At 40.9% G+C, this 23,810-nt stretch carries 22 protein-coding genes; 19 read left to right on the top strand and 3 right to left on the bottom strand.

The window, feature by feature from the left end; translation table 11 throughout:
- The first annotated feature begins 837 nt into the window (after positions 1 to 837).
- The 16 genes from FGG15_RS19770 (at position 838) to FGG15_RS19845 (ending at position 17,662) form a co-directional block, all read left to right on the top strand.
- A complete protein-coding gene (locus tag FGG15_RS19770; protein ID WP_161992017.1) occupies positions 838 to 1,809 on the top strand; it encodes an AraC family transcriptional regulator in 972 nt (323 codons plus the stop codon).
- 137 nt (positions 1,810 to 1,946) lie between these two features.
- Positions 1,947 to 2,741, top strand: a complete 795-nt coding sequence (locus tag FGG15_RS19775) for an SDR family NAD(P)-dependent oxidoreductase (protein ID WP_138839511.1) — start codon at positions 1,947 to 1,949, stop codon at positions 2,739 to 2,741.
- A complete protein-coding gene (locus FGG15_RS19780) occupies positions 2,734 to 3,711 on the top strand; it encodes an NAD-dependent epimerase/dehydratase family protein (RefSeq protein WP_138839512.1) in 978 nt (325 codons plus the stop codon). Before FGG15_RS19775 ends, FGG15_RS19780 begins: the two co-directional genes overlap by 8 nt.
- Before the next feature lie 14 nt (positions 3,712 to 3,725).
- Complete coding sequence (locus tag FGG15_RS19785) at positions 3,726 to 4,421, top strand: SRPBCC family protein (protein WP_138839513.1); 696 nt, start codon at positions 3,726 to 3,728, stop codon at positions 4,419 to 4,421.
- 47 nt (positions 4,422 to 4,468) lie between these two features.
- Positions 4,469 to 6,418, top strand: a complete 1,950-nt coding sequence (locus FGG15_RS19790) for an outer membrane protein assembly factor BamB family protein (RefSeq protein ID WP_138839514.1) — start codon at positions 4,469 to 4,471, stop codon at positions 6,416 to 6,418.
- A 145-nt stretch (positions 6,419 to 6,563) separates the two neighbouring features.
- The gene (locus tag FGG15_RS19795; protein ID WP_161992018.1) at positions 6,564 to 7,661 is read left to right on the top strand and encodes a transglutaminase-like domain-containing protein; all 1,098 of its coding nucleotides are present in this window, start codon (positions 6,564 to 6,566) and stop codon (positions 7,659 to 7,661) included.
- Between the two features lie 17 nt (positions 7,662 to 7,678).
- Complete coding sequence (locus FGG15_RS19800; RefSeq protein WP_138839516.1) at positions 7,679 to 8,188, top strand: DUF6653 family protein; 510 nt, start codon at positions 7,679 to 7,681, stop codon at positions 8,186 to 8,188.
- An 84-nt stretch (positions 8,189 to 8,272) separates the two neighbouring features.
- A complete protein-coding gene (locus tag FGG15_RS19805; protein WP_138839517.1) occupies positions 8,273 to 10,192 on the top strand; it encodes a glycoside hydrolase family 13 protein in 1,920 nt (639 codons plus the stop codon).
- Positions 10,193 to 10,255: 63 nt separating this feature from the next.
- Entirely contained in the window at positions 10,256 to 10,735 is a 480-nt protein-coding gene (locus tag FGG15_RS19810) for a hypothetical protein (RefSeq protein ID WP_138839518.1), read from the top strand.
- A gap of 60 nt (positions 10,736 to 10,795) precedes the next feature.
- Positions 10,796 to 11,260, top strand: a complete 465-nt coding sequence (locus tag FGG15_RS19815; RefSeq protein WP_138839519.1) for a hypothetical protein — start codon at positions 10,796 to 10,798, stop codon at positions 11,258 to 11,260.
- Between the two features lie 152 nt (positions 11,261 to 11,412).
- Complete coding sequence (locus tag FGG15_RS19820) at positions 11,413 to 11,940, top strand: DUF5946 family protein (RefSeq protein ID WP_138839520.1); 528 nt, start codon at positions 11,413 to 11,415, stop codon at positions 11,938 to 11,940.
- Positions 11,941 to 12,362: 422 nt separating this feature from the next.
- On the top strand, positions 12,363 to 12,944 hold the full coding sequence (locus tag FGG15_RS19825; protein WP_138839521.1) for a hypothetical protein: 582 nt from the start codon (positions 12,363 to 12,365) through the stop codon (positions 12,942 to 12,944).
- 12 nt (positions 12,945 to 12,956) lie between these two features.
- The gene (locus tag FGG15_RS19830; RefSeq protein ID WP_138839522.1) at positions 12,957 to 14,210 is read left to right on the top strand and encodes a nuclear transport factor 2 family protein; all 1,254 of its coding nucleotides are present in this window, start codon (positions 12,957 to 12,959) and stop codon (positions 14,208 to 14,210) included.
- A 382-nt stretch (positions 14,211 to 14,592) separates the two neighbouring features.
- On the top strand, positions 14,593 to 15,672 hold the full coding sequence (locus tag FGG15_RS19835; RefSeq protein ID WP_138839523.1) for a sensor histidine kinase: 1,080 nt from the start codon (positions 14,593 to 14,595) through the stop codon (positions 15,670 to 15,672).
- A 12-nt stretch (positions 15,673 to 15,684) separates the two neighbouring features.
- Complete coding sequence (locus FGG15_RS19840) at positions 15,685 to 16,407, top strand: LytR/AlgR family response regulator transcription factor (protein WP_138839524.1); 723 nt, start codon at positions 15,685 to 15,687, stop codon at positions 16,405 to 16,407.
- Between the two features lie 514 nt (positions 16,408 to 16,921).
- Entirely contained in the window at positions 16,922 to 17,662 is a 741-nt protein-coding gene (locus FGG15_RS19845) for an SDR family oxidoreductase (protein WP_138839525.1), read from the top strand.
- 143 nt (positions 17,663 to 17,805) lie between these two features.
- Here the strand turns inward: FGG15_RS19845 and FGG15_RS19850 are convergent, their stop codons facing one another.
- Together FGG15_RS19850 and FGG15_RS19855 are read right to left on the bottom strand one after the other, a co-directional pair.
- Positions 17,806 to 18,024 (bottom strand): hypothetical protein, encoded by a 219-nt coding sequence (locus FGG15_RS19850; RefSeq protein ID WP_138839526.1) that lies wholly within the window; start codon positions 18,022 to 18,024, stop codon positions 17,806 to 17,808.
- Between the two features lie 68 nt (positions 18,025 to 18,092).
- Positions 18,093 to 18,377 (bottom strand): hypothetical protein, encoded by a 285-nt coding sequence (locus FGG15_RS19855; RefSeq protein WP_138839527.1) that lies wholly within the window; start codon positions 18,375 to 18,377, stop codon positions 18,093 to 18,095.
- A gap of 784 nt (positions 18,378 to 19,161) precedes the next feature.
- Here FGG15_RS19855 and FGG15_RS19860 point away from each other — a divergent pair.
- Genes FGG15_RS19860 through FGG15_RS19870 form a run of 3 tightly spaced genes read left to right on the top strand, consistent with a single transcriptional unit; the run spans position 19,162 to position 22,337 of the window.
- Positions 19,162 to 19,647: a VOC family protein gene (locus FGG15_RS19860; protein ID WP_138839528.1), complete on the top strand. Its 486-nt coding sequence runs from the start codon at positions 19,162 to 19,164 to the stop codon at positions 19,645 to 19,647.
- Between the two features lie 12 nt (positions 19,648 to 19,659).
- Entirely contained in the window at positions 19,660 to 20,121 is a 462-nt protein-coding gene (locus FGG15_RS19865; RefSeq protein WP_138839529.1) for a (2Fe-2S)-binding protein, read from the top strand.
- Positions 20,122 to 20,123: 2 nt separating this feature from the next.
- A complete protein-coding gene (locus FGG15_RS19870) occupies positions 20,124 to 22,337 on the top strand; it encodes a xanthine dehydrogenase family protein molybdopterin-binding subunit (protein ID WP_161992019.1) in 2,214 nt (737 codons plus the stop codon).
- 1,042 nt (positions 22,338 to 23,379) lie between these two features.
- Here FGG15_RS19870 and FGG15_RS19875 read toward each other — a convergent pair.
- Positions 23,380 to 23,628 carry a hypothetical protein gene (locus FGG15_RS19875; RefSeq protein WP_138839531.1) on the bottom strand — a complete coding sequence of 83 codons (249 nt, stop codon included), beginning with the start codon at positions 23,626 to 23,628 and terminating at the stop codon, positions 23,380 to 23,382.
- Positions 23,629 to 23,810 lie beyond the last annotated feature (182 nt).

The raw sequence follows: 23,810 nt of genomic DNA on the forward strand, positions 1-23,810 counted from the left end.
TGCCGCATACGTGCCTTGTATTGTTCGATGTGAGGCCGAACGGTCCATTGATGCCAAAATAGTTCCATATTGGGATATTTTCGTGCCAAAAGGCCGACTCGCAACGGCTCCAACATGATGTCGCTCCCCCGCCTTTTTTAAGGTTCGGGGCGGGCCAACCTGCGGTAAAGTGGAAGGTCCCGGAAAACAGATCGATTCCCAAGAATAAGGCAGGCCCCGTTAAACCCAGGGGCAAAATCAAAGCAGTGATAGGGCGAAATCAAAGCGGATTACGCAACCCCTTCAAACCATTAAGATCAAAGACAAAAGCTTAACATAGAGATTGGGAGAATTTGCCCCGTAGCCCTCATGCACAGAAACAGAATGAAATATCCCCAGAGGTGCCCCATAGACCATATCCAGAGAATCAGATTGGCATCAACGGCCCATCCAGCCACATTTAAACACCATAAGTTGAGAAAAAGCCTTTCGTGAAATGGGAAACCGCACAACTTTGACCCCTACCATTTTCAATGCGCCGTTACAAAAGTCACAATCTTAGTTCCAGCCTTATCTAATATAAATCGTATCTTTGTAGCTCCACTAGCCAAAAAAGGACGGGTAAAAATCGATTTTAACTATTTCCCCAAATCTCTTGAATTAATTTTTGGAGCAAGTTAAAAACCCGGAATGCCTTGATTTAAAAATCTCCAAATTTTCCATCACCTGTACACAGGACATATTATTATGTTACTATTCGTTCAAATTCTGATTTTCAGTTCACTAATCTTGACTTCCTTTCTTTCGATCACAAACCCTCGTAAGGTAAACAGAAAGGCAAACATGTGGTTCGGAATCATGTTATTGATATGGTCTTCATTCTGGTACGAGGAAGTGCTGGTGGTTTCTGGGTTTGAGATTAACAGCCCTTGGGTGCACTCGACCATATATTTTTTTCAATTCATCTCATCCCAGGTACTTTACATCAGCGTAATTTTCTTCACAAATCCGAACTATAGGTTTAAAACCAAGGATTTGTTGTTTCTTGTTGTTCCGGCCATTTACGCAACATTGCTTTTCTTTCAAAATGAGCTTTCATCCGATTTTAAACCCATACGTTTAATCCTCCTATTCCTCCATTCCCTTTTCTATAATTTCATCTCATATCTTAGAATACGCCGGCACCGGAAAAAAACTGAGAACTTTTCCTCGAATCCACAGGAAATAAATCTCCAATGGCTGGAGTATATCATATTGGCACTTTTAATAATTGCAGTTTCGACGGCCATTTTAAACCTCGCCTTCTATGAACACCCCATAAACCCATATTTGGCCTTGGCCACATTAATTACCATATTCTTTATCGGATACGGTCTGTCCAAACAAAAGGAAATCTTTCCCATTGACCAAAAACAACGCAAAGATGTTCTTGCCCTTAACGAGCAGGGTATATATGGTATCAAAAAACGGAAACTTTTTTCTGAAGAAAAGTTGGTCGAGTTAAAATCCAAAATCAATACGCATATGATCGAACGGGAACCACATCTTGACAACGATATAAACCTAGCCGGTTTATCGGATCAGTTAGAACTATCCCCTCACCAACTTTCCTATGTCATAAACAATGGGTTTAACGAAAATTTCTATCACTTTATCAACCGTCATAGGGTTGATAAAGCAAAAAGCCTACTCTCCGGTACCATATCGGATAAATACTCAATTCTTGGAATAGCCTTTGAATCCGGTTTTAACTCCAAGACTTCTTTCAATACCGCTTTTAAAAATGTTACCGGTCAGACTCCCTCAGAATTCAAGAAAAAACAGTCCTAGTTTATAACAAAGAACTTATTTTTTATTTAATCGATTGATTTTCAATTTATTATAAAATTGGTTTGAGTTTATAAGCTGGAACAGTCCAATCTTAATCCGAACTTAATTTTACCGCGTAATTGTAAAAAATAAGCAAGGTGCAAGAAAAAAGTGAACATAAATTTGCGGTAATCACCGGAGCCAGTCAGGGGTTGGGAAGAGCTTTTGCCAAAAATTTGGCATCTAGGGGAATCAACTTGGTCTTAGTGAGCCTTCCAGGACAAAATGTGGGGGAGCTTGCCCATGACTTGAACCGAACATACAATGTACGGACGGATTCCTATGAGACAGATTTCAAATCCGATCAAAATATCAAGGCTTTATGCAATTGGCTAAATGAAAAATTCTCCATATTCATCTTGATCAATAATGCGGGCACAGGCGGTACAAGAAGGTTTACGGATGTTACGGCCAATTATATCAACACCATTATACAGGTCAATGTAAAGGCAACCTCCTTACTGACCCATAGACTGCTGCCAAACCTGAAGCAACAGAAGCAGGCCTATATCCTCAACGTATCCAGCATTGCAGCATTCTCTCCAGTAGGATATAAAACGGTCTACCCTGCTTCGAAGTCCTTTGTCCATTCCTTTTCCCTTGGGTTGTCCGAGGAGCTAAAGGACTCCAAAGTTTCTGTGAGCGTAATAAATCCGGGAGCTATGAAAACCAATGATGAAATTACGGCAAGAATTGAAAAACAGGGATATATCGGGAAACTGACTTTACTTGATCCTTATAAGGTCGCTCGTTTTAGCCTCAATAAAATGTTCAACGGTAAAACAGTTATTCTCTTGAATCCCCTAAGTTGGTTTATTTCCATCGTGCTGCCGACGAGAATCAAAGTGTCAATGATGACCAAAATAATCAAAAGAGAACTTACCCTTGGCTAAGGTATTTATAACAGGTGCAAACGGCTTGTTGGGCACGAATCTTTGTGAAGATTTGCTCATGGCGGGATACAATGTAAAAGGCTTGGTGCGCAATAAACAAAAGTATGTCGGCGAACCACACCAAAGACTTGACCTCATAGAAGGTAAACTCTTTATGGATTTCACTGCCGTTTTGGAAGACGTGGATTATGTAATACACGTTGCTGCCATGACAGACCAAAGTATCCCGGACTATTTGGAGTATTGGCGAATAAATTTCAATGCCACCTCACAACTATTCCATGCTGCCATAAAATGTGGTGTAAAACGGTTCATATTTGTAAGCACGGCAAATACCCTTGGTTTTGGTTCAGAAATAAATCCAGGTAGCGAACAAAGAAAAATATCCCAACTATTTGCAGCCTCTCTTTATGCCAGGAGCAAGTGGGAAGCGGAACAATATCTACTAGAGCACAAGGACAGAATTGATACCATAATCGTAAATCCAACTTTTATGATCGGGGCATATGACAGTAAGCCCAGTTCTGGAAAAATCATTCTTATGTGCTGGAGAAAAAAAATAGTGTTGTATCCATCGGGAGGGAAAAACTTTGTCCATGTTAAAGATGTCTCAAAAGGGATCGTAAGAAGTATCACTGAAGGAAAAAATGGTGAAAAATATCTGCTGGCCAATGAAAACCTTTCCTATAAGGTTTTTTTCAAAAAGGTCAACCAGTTGACCGGACAAAGACCCTTAATGCTGAAAATCCCAAATTTCGTTCTAAGTATGTTGGGATTAGTCGGTGATACCTTAAGGAGATTTGAGATAAAAAGCAACTTAAGCTCCGTAAACATGAGGGCAGTACGCATTGACAACTATTTCTCCAACAAGAAATCCATCCGAGAATTGGGGCTTGATTACAGACCTGTGGACAAGGCAATCATCGACGCTGTGGAATACTTCAAGAAAAATTCCCATAATATGCGATAATAAACTGAAATCAAATGAAATCATCAAAAAACATAATCATGATAATCCTAATGCTAATTGCTTTGTGCCGTCAAGCTTTTGCGCAAAATGCAAAACTGGATTCCATCTATAGGCTTGAACAGTTCGAGGAGCTGGCCCAAAAGGGTCATTGGGAAGTTGTCAAACAAAAAAAAGGTGTTACCCTAAGTTATAGAAAACTGAAGGTGGCAGATACCCTGGACATTAGGGAATTGTCCGCAAGCTTTACCATATTGTCCACTGTTGGCCATATCATTGAACATGTAAAGCAACCGCTAAGGATGCAGGAATGGAATGAAGGGGTTCGCCATAGCGAATTGTTGGAAAACCAAGATTCCACTTGGGTTTCCCATATCACATTTGACATTCCATATCCTTTCCCACAGCAAGAGCTCATTGCAAGATATGATGTGGACCGCGATAGGGAAAGGGTGACCATCTCCACGCGGTCGGTTCCCAACTACAAGGATTTAAAAAAAGGTGTGAACAGGGAAAAGTACAATTGGGGCAGATGGTCATTGTACCCCAAGGACAATGGTTCGGTTCAGGTTACCTTCACTGTGATCTCACTATCGAATTCCAATATTCCCAGATTTATAAAAGATCCCATTATCAAAAGAAAACTTATCAATTCCTTTATCAATTTGAAGGATAAGCTTTCCGGACCGGTACTTTTTAAGCCCGGGTCTTAGCATCCAACCGCAAACAATATCGAATCAAAATTATATAAATTCTTCCAATGAGGTTAGTCCATACCCATCTTAAAGTGGTTTTCACCTTGCTTGCCCTAGGTTTGGCACAGCTTATATTTTCTCAACAGAAAATTGTATTCAATAGCGTGATAAAAGGGCAGATTATAAACCAGCACACAGGCACTTTACTGGTTAAGACTAGAAAGGGAATTTTTGGCATTGACCCCGAAACAAGACTAATCCTCTGGAGCAAACCAGAGTTGAAAAAAGTGGATCTTTCCGACTATAAGGAAATCCCATATACTCCAATCGCCATTTTCTCCCAGAAACCGCTCATCAGCTCCAAAGCGATCTCAAATACCTTAAATAGCAAAGGGGCCTCAAAAACCATGCTCCATGTTATCACGGGCAAAGAATTTTTTGATTCCAATAAAAACGGATTCAAAGCTGTCAACAACACCATGATCATCCCTCAAAAAAAAGGTGTACTGGTGGATGGTATCAAAAAAAAGGATTTGGTGATTTCCCTATTCGACTATGAAACCGGGGAACAGCTTTGGGAAACGCAAGGCGTAGATTCCCCCTTCTTTACAAATGTAAAGGGAATTTTCTTTGATGACGAGAAGATTTTATTGGATGCCCAACAGAACATCTATTGGCTGAAAAATAAACACCTCATCAAAATTGATGGGGACAACGGAAAAATTTTGTACGAACAGGATAATGTAACCTCGATAGCAATGAATGGCTCCAAGGATATCCTATTTGTTTTTTCCAACACCCTCGGTATAAAAAAATTGGGCGAAGATAACGGCATAACCGCATTGGACACAAGGACCACAGCCCAGATTTGGGAAGATCCGATTCAGATTTGGGGGAATATTTTCGATACCGCCATAGATGGGAACAGCTTAGTGGTAATAACATCAAAGGGATTTAACGTAATAGACATTGAAAAAGGAACAAAAAAATGGAAGCGCTCTGAACCCCTGCCTTTAATAAAAAGGATAGTACCGGTTGAACAGGGCTATCTGGTCGTACAGGACAATTTCTTGGTGAGGATAAACAGTGAGGGGGAAAAGGCCTGGGACAAAAAAATCAGGATTACCAACTCCTTCAAGGAAAGTCCCGTCCACATTCTTGAGGAGGGAAGGCAAGCACTTTATATTACGCCCTCCAAAGCAAACAGGGTGCAAGTGGAAACCGGGGACAAACTATGGGAAAAAGACATAGTTCTAAATTCAACGGGCTTTGTTGGACGGAATCTCAAACTTCGTGAATCCCAGTTCAAAATTTGGAACGATACCCTCAACCAGCTTTTTCCGGTATATGGCAACAACAGCTTTTATCTTTTTAGCAGAAAGTCATCTGTTGCCCCCATTTCCATTGATACGTTCAACTTTAAACGAAGCTCCCCGAACTTGAAGATCAGAAAGGAGGGATACCTCTTGTTCCAACAAAACCAATTTTATTATTATGATACTCTCGGACAACTTCGGTACAAAAAAAAATATCCCTACCATGATACCGGAAATGTGTTTTCAGAAACATTTTATTGGGCAAAGAGAGGATTTGGCACGTATACTTCGGCCATGGGGTTTGTGGGCAACCAAATTGCAAAAACCTTCAACAGTGTTTTGGTTTCCACTAATCTGGGTCCCGTGAGCACTGTTTCTTCCAAAGTGTATGGGACTTATTTAACATACAGGGGGAGCTTGGAGGATGTCACCGAACTCAATCAGTTGGATTTTGACATGTTCAACCTGTCCACCATTTTATACAGGATAAACACAGGAAGGAAACATGAGGGCCAACTACTTGTAGTAGCTCCCAGTGACACGGTAACCGAAATAATCCGGTTGGATATAGATTCTGGAGAAGAGGAGACCGTGAAGACCTTTGGTCACACCTATTCCAATTTTGTAATTGATCAGGTGGAACAGCAGATATATTTTTTCAACAAAAAATCTCTTTTCATCGAAACATTAAACGAATGAGGTCCAGACAAATCAGAAGCACTAGTGTCAGAACAATAACAACAATTGAACTTTTAGCAAATTCATCCGTCCTTATTTATCAAAAGGCATATAAATGCAAAACCATTTCAATAAGAAACAACCCACTTTCAATCCAAAACTAAGAATGATGACTACCAAAATTTTTGTTTCGATCTTATTCTCCCTATCCGTTGTCACAATTATTTATCAGGGAAAACCAACTTTGGACAAAACGCTGGAATCAATCTCAGATAGCTACTGGATTACCAAGGGGAACAACAAATTTGGAGCCTATAAAATATCCGAGGTCTCCCATAGGAACGTTGCCCACATCAAAACCTCTAATGAAGGATTGGAGTTACGCATTAGTACCGATATTGATTCGCTCGAACTCCTTCTGCTTCCCAATGACACCATTCCTATTGAAATCTACCCGCGGGAGAGAAAGACTCCTTCCACCATAAAAATCATTGGAATTCCCTCAAAGCCCATTAAACATAGGTTATCGTTCTTAGATAAATCGAAACAGTCCAAATTTCAATATGAATACCCTGTTTTGACAGCCGACTATATGTCTCTTTTAATGGAGACCTACCATTTGGAAGCTATCCAAAAAGACGCTAAAACGGATATAGAAATTCTGACGGCCGTGACCTCTTGGGCACATCGGCAATGGAACCATGATGGGGGAAATGTCCCAAGCAAGGCAGATACCCATACCATTTTGCAGGAGGTGGCCCAAGGTAAAAATTTCAGATGTGTTGAGTATTCGATAGTCATTTCTGAACTAATGCAGGCACTGGGATATCAGGCCAGGGTCCTGGGACTTAAACGAAAAGAATGTGAAACCATGCTAACAAGTGCTGGGCATGCCGTGGCGGAAGTTTTTTTACCAGAACTCAACAAATGGGTTTTTGCAGATGGGCAGTTCAATGCCATTCCCTTTTTGGATGGCAAGCCTTTAAATGCGGTTGAGTTTCAAGACGCACTGACTGAAGATGCATCAACCCAACGTCTTCAAGTACAAAATACAGAAATTCCCTTTGAAGAATATGCCGAATGGGTATATCCTTATCTCCATTATTTTGATTTCAAAGTACAGTTCAAGGACACGAGTGTAACACAAAACAGTTTGATGCTTGTGCCCCTTAAAGAAAGGAGCCCAAAATATTTTCAAAAAAAATGGGGAGTGGGAAACTGCTTGTACACAAGCAACATATCAGATTTTTACGCTAAACCATAGATAAACCTAAAATCACTATGACTACAGAAAGAAAAATATCCCGCTTTTTCAATCTAACCGATAGTAATTGGATGAAGCATGCCAACCCATGGAGTGTTGGAACTAGATACACGGTACTTCCGCTTATCATTATTGCCTTCTGGTCTAGGATTTGGCTGGGATGGTGGTTCTTGATCCCAGCTGCGCTGTCCATCAGTTGGATATTTCTAAATCCAGTTATGTTCTGCAAGCCCAAGTCTACAAAAAACTGGGCCTCCAAAGCTGTAATGGGTGAACGGGTCTATCTGAATCGGGATAAGGTAAAAATACCACCCGTTCATAAAACAGTACTGTTGCCCCTTCTGAACATTATTTCATCCATTGGAATGGGAATTGCCATTTGGGCCATTGTCGAGTACTCAATTTGGGGAGCCGTAATCGGTACAGTACTCGCATACTTAGGAAAGAGCTGGTACTTGGACCGAATGGTTTGGCTTTATGAAGATATGAAAGAAAATCACCAAGAGTATTTAGATTGGGAATATTAGAAATCCTTGATTAACATGATTATGGTTCCTTTTCCGGGACCATGACAAACCCATGTAATGGAAACCTTATTATAATTAGACAAAATGAACTTAGCATACAAAATCACCTCTTTTTTTAGTTTATTCATCCAAAAAAGGTTCCGGTCAGTAGACCCAAAAAATATTAGGACAAGGTATACCATTGTAATTGGAAGTATTTTTTTCAGTCTTTTCCTTTTGGATTGTTCAACGAAAGAATCCAACGATAAAGAATTTGTGCCCCAGTGGGCTAAAGATGCCATCTGGTATCAGATATTTCCAGAGCGTTTTAGAAATGGGGATCCATCAAATGACCCCACTATTGAAGATTTGGCAAGTACCTATCCGTTGGAAATGCCTAAAGAATGGCGGGTTCATCCTTGGGGAAGTGATTGGTACGAGTTGCAACCCTATGAACAGGAAAATGGGGAAAAAGAGCTATGGAAACACCTATTACGAAGGCGATATGGAGGTGACTTGCAGGGAATTATAAATAAGCTGGATTATCTAGATGACTTGGGCATAAATGCAATTTATCTCAACCCCATTTTTGATTCTCCCTCCATGCACAAGTACGATGGAAACTCCTATCATCATGTAGACCCCAATTTTGGTCCAGATCCAGAAGGTGACAGAAAGTTAATGGAATCTGAAGACCCAATTGACCCTTCAACATGGATTTGGACAAAAGCGGATCAACTGGCATTGAAATTAATTAAAGAAGCCCATAAAAGGGATATGAAAATCATCTTCGATGGGGTATTCAATCATTTGGGCATAAAAAGTTTCGCCTTTCAAGACTTAGAGAAAAACCAGCAAAACTCCAAATACAAGGATTGGTTTATCGTTAAAAGTTGGAGGGACTCTGCCACAAACACAGCTTTTGAATACAAAGGATGGAATGATGTGCAGACATTGCCGGAGTTAAAGGAAGATGAAAATGGTATTGTTCAAGGCCCAAAAGACTACATATTCAATGCCACCGCCCGATGGATGAATCCAAAAAACCAGGGAATTGAAAACGGTATTGACGGTTGGCGGTTGGATGTTGCATTTTGTGTGGGCCATAACTTCTGGAAAGATTGGAGGAAATACATAAAGAAAATTAACCCGGATGCCTATATCACGGCCGAACTTGTCTTGGATGAAGAGCGGACCAAGCCCTATTTTCAGGGTGATGAATTTGATGGTGAAATGAATTACAACTTTGCCTTTACCTGCGCGGAGTTCTTTTTTAATACCGGTGCCGAGAAAATTGGAGCTTCCCAGTTTGACCGAAAGCTCAAAAATTTAAGGGAATTGTTCCCCAAGGGAGTTGCGGAAGTATCCCAAAACCTGTTCAGCAGCCATGATGCAAACAGGGTGGCTAGCCATGTGGTCAACAGGGGGATAGGAAATTATCGGGACTGGTGGGGGTATTACGAGGTTTCAAAAGCCGCCAACAACCCCGGTTATGAGGTAAGAAAGCCCAATAGGGAGGAAATCGAGCTTCAAAAGCTATTTATTCTTTTTCAAATGACCTATGTCGGGGCACCAATGATCTACTATGGGGAAGAAGTGGGAATGTGGGGAGCCAACGATCCGGATTGCAGAAAACCGATGATCTGGGACGATATCCAATTTCAAGACGAGACCTTTAACCCTGATGGATCTATTAGGCATCCCGATGAAGTAAAAGTAAACCAACAGTTGGCCCAGTACTACAAACAGCTCATAGCTATTCGGACCCGGGAAGCATCACTAAGGAGAGGCACCTTCAATACGATCATCTCGAACGATAGGAAAAATGTATTTGCCTTCGAAAGAAGGTATGGTAAAGAAGTGGTAACCGTTGTCATAAATAATGGTGACGAAACCATATCCTTAAAAACCTTGGGATTCACAGACTGTTACACGGATTTGGTAACTGGACGGCAAACGCACGGTCTAAAACCGGGAATACCCGCGTACAGTGGTGTAATTTTGAAAAAATGTGGGATTCAATGATCGTAATAATGGAAAGCTGACCAAATTGAGTTGAAAACTGTTGCAACCAAAGAAATGTCGATCATGAGAAAATTGATGAAACCCACCCTTCCATTGATCCCAATGGGGACTTTTTTCCCTTGTGTAAGGGAAAAGCAAATAAAAACCAGTCCAGAGCAGACCGGGTCGGGATGGAAACTGGTTTACCAAAACGATAAAAACGGGAACGGTTTAAAAGGTAATATCGATGCATTGATTACCGGTACCAGAAATGGATATGATGTTCGAATGGGTTGGGACTGGAAAGGACAGTTGGGCGATGCAGTCTTGATATTTGGGCACGTTGCGGAACCATTGTCCATGAGCATTATCCAAAACGAAAACGTATCGGCCATAATTGACCCCCACCCCTTTCTTAAAAGTTATGTCAATATTGATAGTCGAGATTTAGGGGAAGCAGGCCATATTTGGCAATGTATTATGACCAAGGGGACATTAATACACAAGTTTTTGACCGCTCCACCAACCAACCGCTCAAAGATTGGCCTCAAAACCAGAAAATGACCTAGTTTTTAGAGTACCCATTAAACATGCCCAGCAATAATAACCTATTATACTAAAAAGATGAGATTGATTTTTACCCTTTCCCTTTTGCTTCTTTCAACCCTTGCATTTTCCCAAAACAATTGGAAACTTATTTATGAAAATAACGCTAATGGCGCAACGATACATGGAAATTTGGATGCGCTCATATCAGCGATCCAGAGTGGGGCATCCGTCAGGATCTATTTTAACTCAAAAAGACCTGATCGTCCGGACACCTATGAGGAACACACCTCCATGGTTAAATTTTTTACAATTGTGAATTCGCCCCAAGGGAGATTTGTTACCGCACAGATTGACCCTATAGCAGGTCAAACAACTGATTTTCATAGGAATAAGGTGCTATTGAAGGAAAATCTGGAATGGTCACTTATAGCTTCCACAACAGGGGAAAATGACACCATGGTGAGAGATGTAATAACCGGGGAAGTTTTAAACCATCGGCAGGTCCGATGGGGAACCAAATGGTATGTTATAACAAAATAACATCAGTCGAAAGGTCCCATAGCCTGTTGTGTCTCGCTTAATCAAACCAAGTTGCCAAGAATGGTCCACGGTCTTGATGCAATGGTTCTGTTTGGCCTGGCTGGGAGGTGCATTTAAAATAAAGCTTTAACCGAGTACAAATAAAATGTAAAATGCAAGATTATGTTGATTTGGCCGAGAAGAATGGAGTTCATCTTCTGGAAACTGGAAAATGCCAATTTTGTGGAGCCAACACAACTCGGGGCATTCATGAATGCATGGAAATTTTCAATGTTGGATTTCAGGAAATCGACTTTTCCAAAGTAGAAAATCATGGGTATAGATTCAAGATAGTAGATGCCCACACCTTACAACATCCAGAAATCCATGGGAGATGGAACAACCACTTTCACCTCACAAGACTGCACTTGGTCTTTAAATATGATATCAAATGGACTTACCAACTGTCCCCAAAGCTCAGTGACCATCTAAATAAATACAAGAGGGACAAACAAGATGAATATCTGATTCCGCCTATAGTGCTGCAGCGAGGAAACATAACTACCACAGATATTTTGGAAAAGTCCAAAAATGAAGGCGAGTGTAAAAAGTTAATCAATAGCTGGGCAAAAGAAGTCTATGACATTTGGAACAACTATCATAATCTGGTGGATAATATTGCGAAAGGGTTTTTAAATTGATCAGATATCCCTACCCTAAAATCAAATCTTAAGCTCTTGGAACATAGAATGTTGCTTGTGAAACAAAGCATTCCCATTAAACAAAAAAACATTGCTTCAACGAGTTGATTGTTTATGGATTCTGATCGGTAAATTAAACTCATGTTTCGCTATCCCTGTTCAATGAACTAAAAAACAGGATACCCTGTTCCGGGAATTGAAAGGCAAATTTAGTTCCCCCATATAATATCTCAATTAAATAACCAATATTCTATATGTTGACTCCCACTGAAACAATTATTCCCTATGATTGAAGGTAAACGTTTCGGGGATATCCTTCATACCAATTGTTTTCTCCTCCGTATGGAAAAGACACACATTGGGCATTAAACATTTAACCCAACATAAAACAACCGTAGTATTGCAAGATAACATTGATATCAATGAGAATAAACTTGGTGAACATCATAGGGTTTTGGTTTTTGGTGACCGCCCATGGTGCCAACGCTCAATATTGGATTTTTGACAACCTTAACAAGTATGGCTTGGAAGATCGTTCATTTGACACCCAGATAATGCTTGTGGGCTATAAGGAACTTGATGCCCAGGTCAAACTTACGGCGTTGGCCGTGGTTGGCTCCGATGGTTTTTCAGGAGTTCTTGGAGGTGTTTCCTTCAAGCTAAGCAACCAACTTTCCGTTATCGGACGGACAGGGTTTACCGTATCGGACAGGGCCTATTATAAGTATCAGGCCATGGTCATTTTTAATCAGAACAATTTTACCGCAAAGGGATTCTATATCAATGGAATTAAGCATGACCCCTTTTATGATTTTAGGGCCAGCTATATGATTGCAAAGAACTTAAAGTTAGGGGGGTATATAAGAAGATTTCTGGGGGTGGGGCCAAGACTCGATTTTAGGGCGAACGGCAAGTACAATTTATGGATTGCCCATATGAAAGATTTTGAGTTCAACAACCGGCAGAGGATAGCAGTGGGAACAACGATCAAATTTAACCAGTAAACGCAAATAAAAATGTTACGAAGAAAAATGGTGAAAATCACCATTGCCCTGATGTTGTCGGGATATCAGCCGATTTTATGCCAGGAGCAAAGTAAAGAGGAAATTGAACAAGTGGTGCAAAACTATTTCGAAGGCACCCAAACGGGAGATGTTCAATTATTGGATAAAGCCTTTCATGAAAAGAGCTTGTTAAAATTACTGAACGATGAGGGGAGTTATACCGAATGGACCTATTCCGGCGAAAAAGGATATAGGGAATTTATCGCAGATAGAGGTGGCTCCGAACACTCGGTCAAAATACTTTCGGTGGATTTTACCGGGAATGCCGCAATGGTCAAAGCCAAGCTTGACTTTACCAAGTTCCATTACATTGACTACCTAAGTTTGTTAAAAATTGAGGGGCGATGGAAAATAGTCAATAAAATTGCCCACAAAGAGATCAATAAGGGCAAGGTTACCACATTAAAAAATTTCCGATCTGATTATGTACCGAACCGTAATATTGAAATATACACACCTCCTGGCTATACCAAGGATAAAACCTATAGTGTTCTCTATATGCAGGATGGACAGAACATTTTCAATCCCGAAACTTCGTATGCCGGGGTGGAATGGGCTGCCGATGAAGTCCTTGACTCGCTCATAGGCCATAATATAATTGAACCAATGATCGTGGTGGCCCCATGGAATTCCAAATATCGAATGAACGAATATATGCCTGAAGACGGTTTGCCCCCCTATAAAACATTGATGAAGAGGTTTCCCAAACTATATTCCGAGTATTTCAATGATACTATTATCTTTTCCAATAAATACCTGAAGTTCCTAACCAAGGAATTGAAACCATATATAGATCAAAATTATGCTACCAAACCAGGTAAAAACAACACTTATATAATGGGTTCAAGTGGTGGCGGTCTTATATCCGCCTATGCAGTTTCCAAATACCCGAACATATTCGGAAAAGCGGCCTGTCTATCTACCCATTGGCCTGCATTTGATGGAGCTGCAATACAATATTTTGCCGAGGCAATCCCACCGGCCGGGAATCATTCTTTTTATTTTGATCATGGAACCGAGGGCCTGGATGCAGCTTATGGGCCGTTCCAGAAACGGATCGACCAACTGATGCGAAGTAAAGGTTACCATGAAGGCGGGGATTGGGTCACCTATGTTTTCGAAGGTACTGGTCATTTTGAGACATTTTGGAGCAATAGGCTACATATCCCGTTCAAATTTTTATCACAGCAGCCAGAAATTGATTGATTCAATGGAAATGACCTTTGGTAAGGGTATCACACCCAAGAACAAATGGGTTGGAAAAAAAGATTCGCTCCTTTTGTTATGGATACATTTGGGCCATTGTTAGGTTGCCCCCAATCGGACTGGGAATTGTTGAATTATATACGGTTCCGTAGCCTTCACTTCATTGACAAATGTCGGTTACAAGACTGGCCGTAGGGGAATACCGGTATTTAGGGACCCCTCTTTTTGACCATTGCCAGTACAATAACCACAGATAAAATTCCATCAAAGAGGGTAAAGGTTCTGAATCTACCTGTTCCGCCAAACAGCGTTTTCGTAACAAAGAATACGTGATCAGTAGATTCAATAACGCTTTAGTCCATAAGATCTGTAAATTTGTACTATGAAGTTTCTTTCAAAGACGTATGATAACTGGTCTCCTGAACGTATTGGCAGACATCTTCTGTATTGGTCGGGATGGCTCATATTTTACGCCCTTGTCAACGGCAATTCCTATGATAACGGAAATTATGGTGTTTGGGCGGTCTTCGAGCTGTGCGTGCTGCCCATTAAGCTGTTCCTAACCTATTTTATCATCTATTATTTGGTGCCACTTTATGCCGCAAAAAAACAATACACCCAGTTGACCGTTATTGCGATTGCCATGATAATTGCCGGAGGGCTTCTCTTTCGAACCCTTGATTATTATTTTGTAAGCCGCCACCTTATTTCTTCGGATATATTTCTGGAAAAAGTAGAGAATGAACACTTCTGGAGTTTTACAATTGCGTACAAAGTACTGGACCTGCTTTTTGTTGTGACCTTGGTTGGGGTCATCAAATTTGTTCAACAGCAGTTTAAATATGAACGAAGAACAAAAGCCCTGATGACCGAAAAATTAGAGACCGAACTAAAATTTCTAAAGCACCAGTTACAGCCCCATTTCCTGTTCAACACTTTGAACAACTTATATGGGTTGGTATTGACCAAGGATGACAAGGCGAGCGAAGTAGTTTTAAAGTTTTCCCAAATTATGAATTACATGCTCTATGAGTCCAACGATAGACTGATCCCGCTAAAAAAGGAGCTCAATAACCTAAGCAATTTTGTAGCGCTTGAAAAGCTTAGACATGGTGATGAACTTGAGGTCCAATATAGTGTTCATGGTAATGTCAACGGTAAACAAATCCCTCCCTTCATATTATTCTCCTTTGTTGAAAATGCTTTCAAACATGGACCTGGGGATAATTTTGAAAAAAGCTGGATCAAGATAGGCATTGATGCCCAAAAGGATAAGTTACTGTTCAAATGCGAAAATAGCGTTCCAAAAGAAAATGACAAAAAGGTCATCAACCCCAGGGTAAACAGCGGTATTGGACTTTCCAATGTAAGTAAACGATTGGAACTGATATACGGCCCCAGATACCATTTGAAACTGAATGGGGGGGAAACATATAGTGTTGAATTACAGTTGGCCATTTAAAATAGATCTCCCATGAACTGTCTGATCGTTGATGATGAACCAATCGCCATAAAGGTCATAGAGAACCATTTAAGCGAATTTAAAGATCTTGCTGTTGTAGGAACCTGCCGGAACGCACTGCAAGCCTTTTCAGTTTTGGAGCGAATCAAGGTGGATCTGATGTTTTTGGATATTGAAATGTCAAAGCTTGATGGGCTGTCATTCTTAAAAAAACTCTCCAACCCACCTTTGGTCATACTTACCACAGCCCATAGAGCCTTCGCTTTGGAGGGATACGATTTGGATATTGTTGACTATTTGCTAAAACCCATTGCCCTAGACCGGTTTATGCAAGCCATCGCAAAAGCTCATCGCCTCCAAGCAGCAATGGACCATAAGGTCCAAAACACTACAGCTATATCGCAAAATTCAGGAATTAAGGATCATATTTTTGTCAAATCCAACAGAACAAACGTAAAAATCAAACTTGAAGAAATTCAATTTGTGGAAAGCATAAAAAACCATGTTAAAATCTCCACATTTAAACACATCCATATTACCATGGTCAGCATTGGTGAGATGGAAGCAAGACTTCCAGAAAATTTGTTCCTTAGAATTCATAGATCCTTTATTGTCAATCTGGAAGCCATAGAAAACTACACCCATACCTATGTTGTCATACAAAGGAAATCCTTTCCCATTGGAAGCAGCTACAAACAAAGGGTTTTGGACCGATTGGATGCAAATCGGATCTAGGCCATTTCTCCTTTGATTTGAACTTTATACTTTTCAATTGTCTTTATATAATAAAAATCCCCCCGCTGGGCATTAAAAAAACCATCATTGGAAGTCCCTGAGTATTTTTGGAAAAATTAAAATGTCAGGTTGACCAGGCCCCTTATTGGTGCAGTTTTTCAAGCTTTTGATGACTTTATATACCTGTGGTTACCGCAAAATGAAGGCTCGCTTCGGGAGTATGGAAAGTCTATTGAATCAAGAAAGACCAAAACCTAGTTTAACCAGTACGCGCCTTTCACAACAAGATTCAAATCATGGGTAGGCATTTGCCATCTATAAGGAGGAATAAGGTATTGGAAATATCAACTTCAGCAATCAAATAGGGGCAAATCCGTTAACCTGGTATTTTCGAACATAGCGTCTATCTATGTCCAATTAACTTTAGTATAGGAACTACTCCCAAGGAATCAAAACGAATGAAAACCTTGGTGTTCAAAGTCAAATCAACCAATAACATTTAAAACAATAAAATATGAGCGAGATCGATGGAAAAGTTGTAGCGATAACAGGGGCCAGTAGTGGTTTGGGGGAGGCCACTGCTCGTTACTTGGCAGCAAAAGGAGCTAAAATTGTCCTAGGCGCCAGGCGCGAGGAAAAATTGGAGATCATTGCTTCGGACATCAATAAAAATGGAGGTAGCGCCATTCATCTAAAAATGGATGTCACCAATAGGGCCGAAGTAAAGGCATTAGCGGATATGGCCGTCAGGGAATTTGGGAGACTGGATGTTTTCGTCAATAATGCAGGTCTGATGGCCATAGCACCATTACAAGCATTAAAAGTTGATGAATGGGACCGTATGATAGACATCAATATCAAAGGAGTTCTGTATGGCATTGCTGCGGCCTTACCAGTATTCGAAGATCAAGAATCAGGACACTTCATCAATATTTCGTCAGTGGCAGGGCTAAAAGTATTCAGTCCGGGAGGTACCGTTTACAGTGGCACCAAATATGCGGTCAGGGCCATATCAGATGGCCTGAGACATGAAGTTGGAAAAAAAATAAGAACTACCACCTTAGAGCCGGGGGCAATTGCTTCAGAATTGCAATCGGGCACATCCCATAAGGAAAGTGTTGACATTCTTAATGAATTTTATAAAATCGCAATTCCTGCAGAAACCGTAGCAAAAGCAATCGCCTTTGCCATTGAACAACCTATGGACGTTGATATTAATGAAATAGCGCTAAGACCAACCATCCAGGATTTTTAATGCGGTCATAGCAGCTTCTCTTTGGACAGGTTTGAAAGTCGAACTCTCATAATAAACATGGTAATAGAGGACATTTCCGAGGCCAGCTCCCTATCGGTTTGTTCGGCAACTTGATCAACAGGCCCACTTATTTATTCTGTAGGTCATCCCAAAATTCTTCGTCCATGGTGCTTTTTTTTAAGTGTACTTTTGATTTCCTCAATCGCATTTGGATATTCTGTTATTTTACCTTCACCATCCTCCAGTTTTTGATCCACATCAACTAAGTTTTCAATAGCTTTTGAGGTTTCATCTATGACGGAATCAATCCTATCGTCCAAAATACCGAGCTTGTCCAAGTACCTAGTTCTATTTTCGGCCACTTCTGAAGCAGGGTATAAAAAGCTTATAATGGTGTCATTGATACCAAAAGCAATATCATATTCAGTACTTATTTTTGAATTCCCTCATGCTCCAGGCTCTTCAGGGGCTTGACCAGCTCACTTCGTTTCCGGTTAATTTTCTTTTGTATTTCTGGGCCGACGAGGGTCAGAGATCTTGGGCGGTCCAAATCATTTGACGAATTAACGACCGTGGTCCAGGCTAGCTGAATATGGTCCAACTTAAAAAGATTTTCTGCAAACTTTGGCAGCCATATTTCGTCAATGTAATCATCAATTTCATTCCTTTTAGGCTCGAAGTATTTATCGATAAGAACAAAATGGGCATCTTGCATGAGTGGTATTTATGGCTCAATTCTTCTGAAAGCTCTGGAGCCTGTTTGGGCATGGAAGCACATTGCACGAATAATAAAAGACAAAAGAAGCTTGGAATGAAAACTGAATACCTCATTGATTTTTTTTAGTGGAATCCCTTTTTAAAAATTGGATATTACAGTCATAAAAATAATTCCAATCGTCTAACTGTCAGATTTTAGATAAAAAGAGAACAATGAAGATCAACCTTAAAAAAGTATGGGTTCAATACCATGCACATCATAGGTTTGGCTTAAAAAAACCAATACTTTTTTCGTCTATCTCAAACTCTGCAAACCAAGCTTTAATTTGCCTATATAACCCCATCTTAGTGCGACCTTGAGAATTGTAGTTCCCAAATCAGGTGCAACAGTTTTCAATATATTTATTCTTAAAGCAAGAAAAGCCCCGGGGGTATCGGGTGCAACACTTATCGATTTTGGTCGATTGCAATCGAGCCGAACCAAAATCAACAAAACACAACTAACTACAAATCCCCTATTTGACTTATTTTGGAGCAGGGACACCAGATTAAGTTTTATCACCGAATCATATGAGGGACCTTGGAGGATTTATAAGAGTCCTATAAAAATTGTATGATTTTTAATAGGTCGGTTTATGGACGCAAGCAGTCAATTCATAATCATAAAACCCATTTCTGTACGGGTGAATGCCCAATTGGGCACTTATCGTATTTCCGATGGGATAGGAATGCTAATATTGTTAGGAACAATAAGCGGTAAGTCCGATTGAAGTACCAAACCTATGTTAACAATAGAAACAGCACATCTTGACCATCAATCCTTTTTGGTTCAGGATTTGGAAATTGAGGCGAAGACACTTTCAGATTTGCTCGGACTCAGTTTCAATGTATGGACCATTACCCCTGAAATCTGTATGGTGAACGAAAAAATACAGCCATATGCTTTCAAAGTGGCCATTGCACCCATCGGCACTAGCAGTATTGAACTCATTTCACCCCTAAGGGGAAATAGTATCCTACAGCAGGATTTGAAGATTAAAGGTGTGGGATACCATCATTCGGGAATAACATTCAATGACCATAGATCCTTTGCTAATGCTAAAATTGATTTGATCGCCAAGGGGTACAAACCGGTTCAATATGGAAAGACTAAGGGTGCTTTTGAGTTTGGGTATTTTCGGCTGCCCACGGCTGGAATCACCATAGAGCTTTTGTATATCGATACAATGCCCCAGCCCGATGCTATTATTTCAAAAATAATTCAATAAGTAAATGTGACTATGGCCATAATACAGCTAACAATCAACAATGAGAAATATGAAGGGGAGTTCGATACGAATATGCCCTTATTATGGGCCTTGCGGGATGCCATTGGTTTGACCGGGACAAAATTTGGATGCGGTATTGCTCAATGTGGAGCTTGTACGGTGCTTTTGGACGGCAAGGCCATAAGATCTTGCGGTATCACGGTCCAATCTTCCATTGGCAAGGACATTCAAACGATTGAAGGGGTAGAAGATAGTATGTATCGTTCTCTACAACAAGCCTGGATAGAGGAACAAGTGCCCCAATGTGGGTATTGTCAAAGCGGGCAGATTATGAGTGCAATAGGATTAATAAAGTCCAATCCCAATCCTACGGAAAAGCAGATTCTAGATGCAATGTCCGGAAATATATGCCGATGTGGAACCTATCCCAGGATTTTAAAAGCGATAAAATCCTTTATAAAGTCAAACCCATAAACATGTCACAGATGGAAACAAATGGCTCTAGAAGAGAATTTCTAAAACGGACAGGGCTTGCAAGTGGCGGCCTCATCGTAGGGCTAAACTTTTTAGAGAGCTGTGTTGGCGAAATTGTCCAAAACAATACCTTTCCCAACCTTGAACCATTACAAGTACTGGAAAATGGCTTTGATTCCATCGGAGCTATTGAAATTACGGATTTTCTACAAATCCGACCAGATGGCCACATTTTTCTAAACCTGACCAAATATGAAATGGGCCAAGGGGTAAGCACCGGGCTTTCATCCATCTTGGCAGAAGAATTGGAAGCTGATTGGGAAAAAATCCATGTAAGATACATTAAATCATCAGTGAGCGAATCTGATACCACAGGGGGAAGCACCAGTACACTTTTGCATTGGGACTTGCTTCGCAGGGCGGGGGCATTCACCAAACTTTTATTGATTGATGCAGCAGCCAAACAATGGACAGTGTACAAAGACCAATGCTATGCTGAAAATGGTTATGTGCACCAACACGGAAGTAATTTAAAACTAGGTTATGGAGAACTTGTTGGGTCAATTGTGGTTCCTAAAGACTATAGAACCCTCTTTGCAGAAGTTCCCCTTAAGTACAAATCCAATTTCAAATTAATTGGCAAGAACCTCAAAAGCAAGATTATCCCAGATATCGTAACCGGAAAACATCCATTCAGTATAGATGTGCGATTGCCAAAAATGAAATATGCCGCAGTACTTAGATGTCCTGTTTTTAAAGGACAACTTATAAACTTTGATAGTACGGAAGCTTTAAACATTTCAGGTGTTGAGCAAATAGTGCCTATAAAATTGGATACATCAGATAATATTAGGGATGGTATTGCTGTGATAGCTAATTCAACATGGGCCGCATTCCAAGGCAAGTTGGCTTTAAAGGCCAAATGGGACTTAGGTGTTAACGCAGGAGTGGAACATGGGAAGTTCGTTGCCGACTGTTATAAAAAGTTGACCATTGATGAAGGAACTGAAACCTTGAGCATTGGGAAGTTTGATGAATCGGAGGCGGATGAATTTATCTCACATTCTTATGAATTCCCCTATCAGCACCACGCATGTATGGAGCCCTTGAATGCAACCTCACACTTTAAAGGGGATTCTTGTGAAATGTGGGTTGGTACACAGTCCGCTGATAAGATAATCACCAACATCGAAAAACATTTAGGGATTCCAAAAGAACGCATTAAAATAAACTGCCACCCAAGTGGTGGTGGCTTTGGTCTTCGGTATTCTTCTGAATATGCGTTGGAATCCATGGTGGTTTCCAAGGCTGCGGGAGGTGAATTGGTGAAAATGTGTTATTCAAGGGAGGATGACATCAAATTTGACCATTTGAATCCTTTTGAACTAAACAAACATAGGATTGGCTTAAAAAACGGAAAGCCACTCTCATGGGAGCTCAAAAGTGTAATGGCCAACTGGGGAGGTGTATTGGGTTGGATGTACTACAATATCCCCAAACTTTCTGCATCCCAAATAATGGTAGAAGGTTTTACCCAAGTAGGCGCATGGAGATCGGTAATGGCCAATGCCGAGGGTTTTTCAACTGAGTGCTTCATTGATGAGGTGGCCCATGAACTGAATAGGGATCCATTGGAATTTAGGCTTAGCCTCCTTCCAAGAAATGCTATGGTCGATTTTAAGCATAGCTACAAATGTAATATAAGCAGACTTAGGGGTGCTTTGGAACTAGTGGCAAAAAGGGGCCATTGGGGAAAGACCATGTCCAAAAGCAGTGGGCAAGGGATAGCGGTCTACCCCTATATGCACGGCAACGGTTATGGGGCCACAGTAGCCGAGGTAGCGATAGTAAATGATATGATAAAGGTCACCAAGGTGACCACCGCCATAGATTGCGGACTAGTTGTCAATCCTGATCAGGTGAAACAGCAGGCGGAAGGAGGTGTTGTTTGGGCGCTATCGGCTATTTTCTATGGCGGGACCGAGTATATCGACGGGGTTGTAGAGCGAAGTAATTTCCATGACAACAAAGTACTTCGTATCGATGAAACCCCCGAAATCGAAGTACATATCTGCCAAAATGACGAGCCCCAGCCATGGGGTGTCGGTGAAGTCGCTGGGCCTCCTACATATGCGGCTGTTTGCAATGCCATTTACGCGGCTACGGGAAAGCGAGTCCGAAAGCTTCCAATTGCCAGGACATATTCGCAATTATAATTTGAAAATATAAATATGCTTTGTCCTTATTTCAAAATTTGGGTTTCTTTATTCGACAGAAAAGTCAAGTGACACGATTTACAATCCAATTAGCCGTCAACAATTTGGCCAATAGGTTTTACGGTTATTCTCTCCATATTCAAAAATAGAATCCCACGAAGGCTATAATCATGGGCTAAAGACCCACAATCAAAGAGTTTGGAAATACAATGTAAAGCAATTCTGTCGGATGCCTTATTACATCCATAGCCCCAAGAAGTGAATGTCAGTCCTCACCTTGCCAAAAATATTGGTAGTTTTTTGCTTCATGGTAAATAGTATTATTTTCTATTCAATTTATTATTATGATATCAAAACCGGTTATAAAAACTATCATATGTACTTTTGCAGCAAACTTATTTGTTTCATCCTGTTCTAACAAAATGCTATCAAGATAGTGGAAGAAGGATTGTAGCATGGCTTGAGAATGCAAACGGGACTATGGTAAAATCTGTGGATACATCATAGACCCTGATGAACAGCCCAAAGGAAGCTTAATGACATATAGGTAACTAGTAACCTAAGGGAGTAATTTAAAATCGACGGTGCAAGAATAATCTTGTGGAATTATTTTTGAATCATTTGAAAACCAAGACATATACAATGATTTTTTTGCAGTGACGGATATAAGTATTGTAGCCCCACAAAACTTTATAAGATGGAAAACTGCACCATTTCCACTGTTTTATTTAATCTTGAGTGGCCTTTTCTCAAGGGAAACACTGATATCTCTCAGCGCAAACTGTTTCACAGGCACAAAACAATTAATACAAAATTATTTGGCAAGGGTATCCCTTCAAACCAATGAGGAATGGCTCATCCCAAAATCAGGTCATAGTTTCATGGACCTGTTGATTTCCATGGAGTGCCTTTAGTCAATGATGATCTTCCGGATTGCATCATTATAGGTCTGCGCAACATAGATCTCCCCTTCCCCTCGATGGAGTATTCCCAAGGGAAACCTGAATAGGGCCACATCACCTGGACCCCGTCCTCGTGACCCTCAGATTTCGTTCGGAACTCCGGCAATCGTGGTGACATTTCCGTCTGGGGCTATCTCCGGTATGGCATGGGTGTTCCTATCGGCCACATAAATGTTTCCTCTCGAATCCATGACCCGGATCTCGGGGCCGGTGGAATTTGGCAGCTGTTCCTTCCCATCCAGAAAACCTAGGTCCCCATCAGGATTTCCCGCAAAGGTCTCCCCGGTGAAAACAACCCCGGTATGCTTTGGACCGGTCACCGGTGCCACGGTCGACAGGGTTGGCTCCAATACCACGGGGTCATCTTCCTAGTGAATCGTCCCTGTCCTGGTCGCAGTTCGCGTTGGTCTGGGACAGGCAGTCCATGCCATTGTCCTCAGAACCACACATAGGACAGTGCCAATGACAGTAGGACAAGCAACAGAAAGATGTCCCTTGCCCTCAATATTCC

It is taken from the genome of Flagellimonas algicola (genome assembly GCF_005937185.1).
Lineage (GTDB): Bacteria > Bacteroidota > Bacteroidia > Flavobacteriales > Flavobacteriaceae > Flagellimonas > Flagellimonas algicola.

Coding starts and splice junctions, on each gene's coding strand:
- FGG15_RS19770 (WP_161992017.1), top strand. CDS start 838: ATGTTATTGATATGGTCTTCATTCTGGTACGAGGAAGTGCTGGTGGTT.
- FGG15_RS19785 (WP_138839513.1), top strand. CDS start 3,726: ATGAAATCATCAAAAAACATAATCATGATAATCCTAATGCTAATTGCT.
- FGG15_RS19790 (WP_138839514.1), top strand. CDS start 4,469: ATGAGGTTAGTCCATACCCATCTTAAAGTGGTTTTCACCTTGCTTGCC.
- FGG15_RS19795 (WP_161992018.1), top strand. CDS start 6,564: ATGATGACTACCAAAATTTTTGTTTCGATCTTATTCTCCCTATCCGTT.
- FGG15_RS19800 (WP_138839516.1), top strand. CDS start 7,679: ATGACTACAGAAAGAAAAATATCCCGCTTTTTCAATCTAACCGATAGT.
- FGG15_RS19805 (WP_138839517.1), top strand. CDS start 8,273: ATGAACTTAGCATACAAAATCACCTCTTTTTTTAGTTTATTCATCCAA.
- FGG15_RS19810 (WP_138839518.1), top strand. CDS start 10,256: ATGAGAAAATTGATGAAACCCACCCTTCCATTGATCCCAATGGGGACT.
- FGG15_RS19815 (WP_138839519.1), top strand. CDS start 10,796: ATGAGATTGATTTTTACCCTTTCCCTTTTGCTTCTTTCAACCCTTGCA.
- FGG15_RS19820 (WP_138839520.1), top strand. CDS start 11,413: ATGCAAGATTATGTTGATTTGGCCGAGAAGAATGGAGTTCATCTTCTG.
- FGG15_RS19825 (WP_138839521.1), top strand. CDS start 12,363: ATGAGAATAAACTTGGTGAACATCATAGGGTTTTGGTTTTTGGTGACC.
- FGG15_RS19830 (WP_138839522.1), top strand. CDS start 12,957: ATGTTACGAAGAAAAATGGTGAAAATCACCATTGCCCTGATGTTGTCG.
- FGG15_RS19835 (WP_138839523.1), top strand. CDS start 14,593: ATGAAGTTTCTTTCAAAGACGTATGATAACTGGTCTCCTGAACGTATT.
- FGG15_RS19840 (WP_138839524.1), top strand. CDS start 15,685: ATGAACTGTCTGATCGTTGATGATGAACCAATCGCCATAAAGGTCATA.
- FGG15_RS19845 (WP_138839525.1), top strand. CDS start 16,922: ATGAGCGAGATCGATGGAAAAGTTGTAGCGATAACAGGGGCCAGTAGT.
- FGG15_RS19855 (WP_138839527.1), bottom strand. CDS start 18,377: ATGCAAGATGCCCATTTTGTTCTTATCGATAAATACTTCGAGCCTAAA.
- FGG15_RS19860 (WP_138839528.1), top strand. CDS start 19,162: ATGTTAACAATAGAAACAGCACATCTTGACCATCAATCCTTTTTGGTT.
- FGG15_RS19865 (WP_138839529.1), top strand. CDS start 19,660: ATGGCCATAATACAGCTAACAATCAACAATGAGAAATATGAAGGGGAG.
- FGG15_RS19870 (WP_161992019.1), top strand. CDS start 20,124: ATGTCACAGATGGAAACAAATGGCTCTAGAAGAGAATTTCTAAAACGG.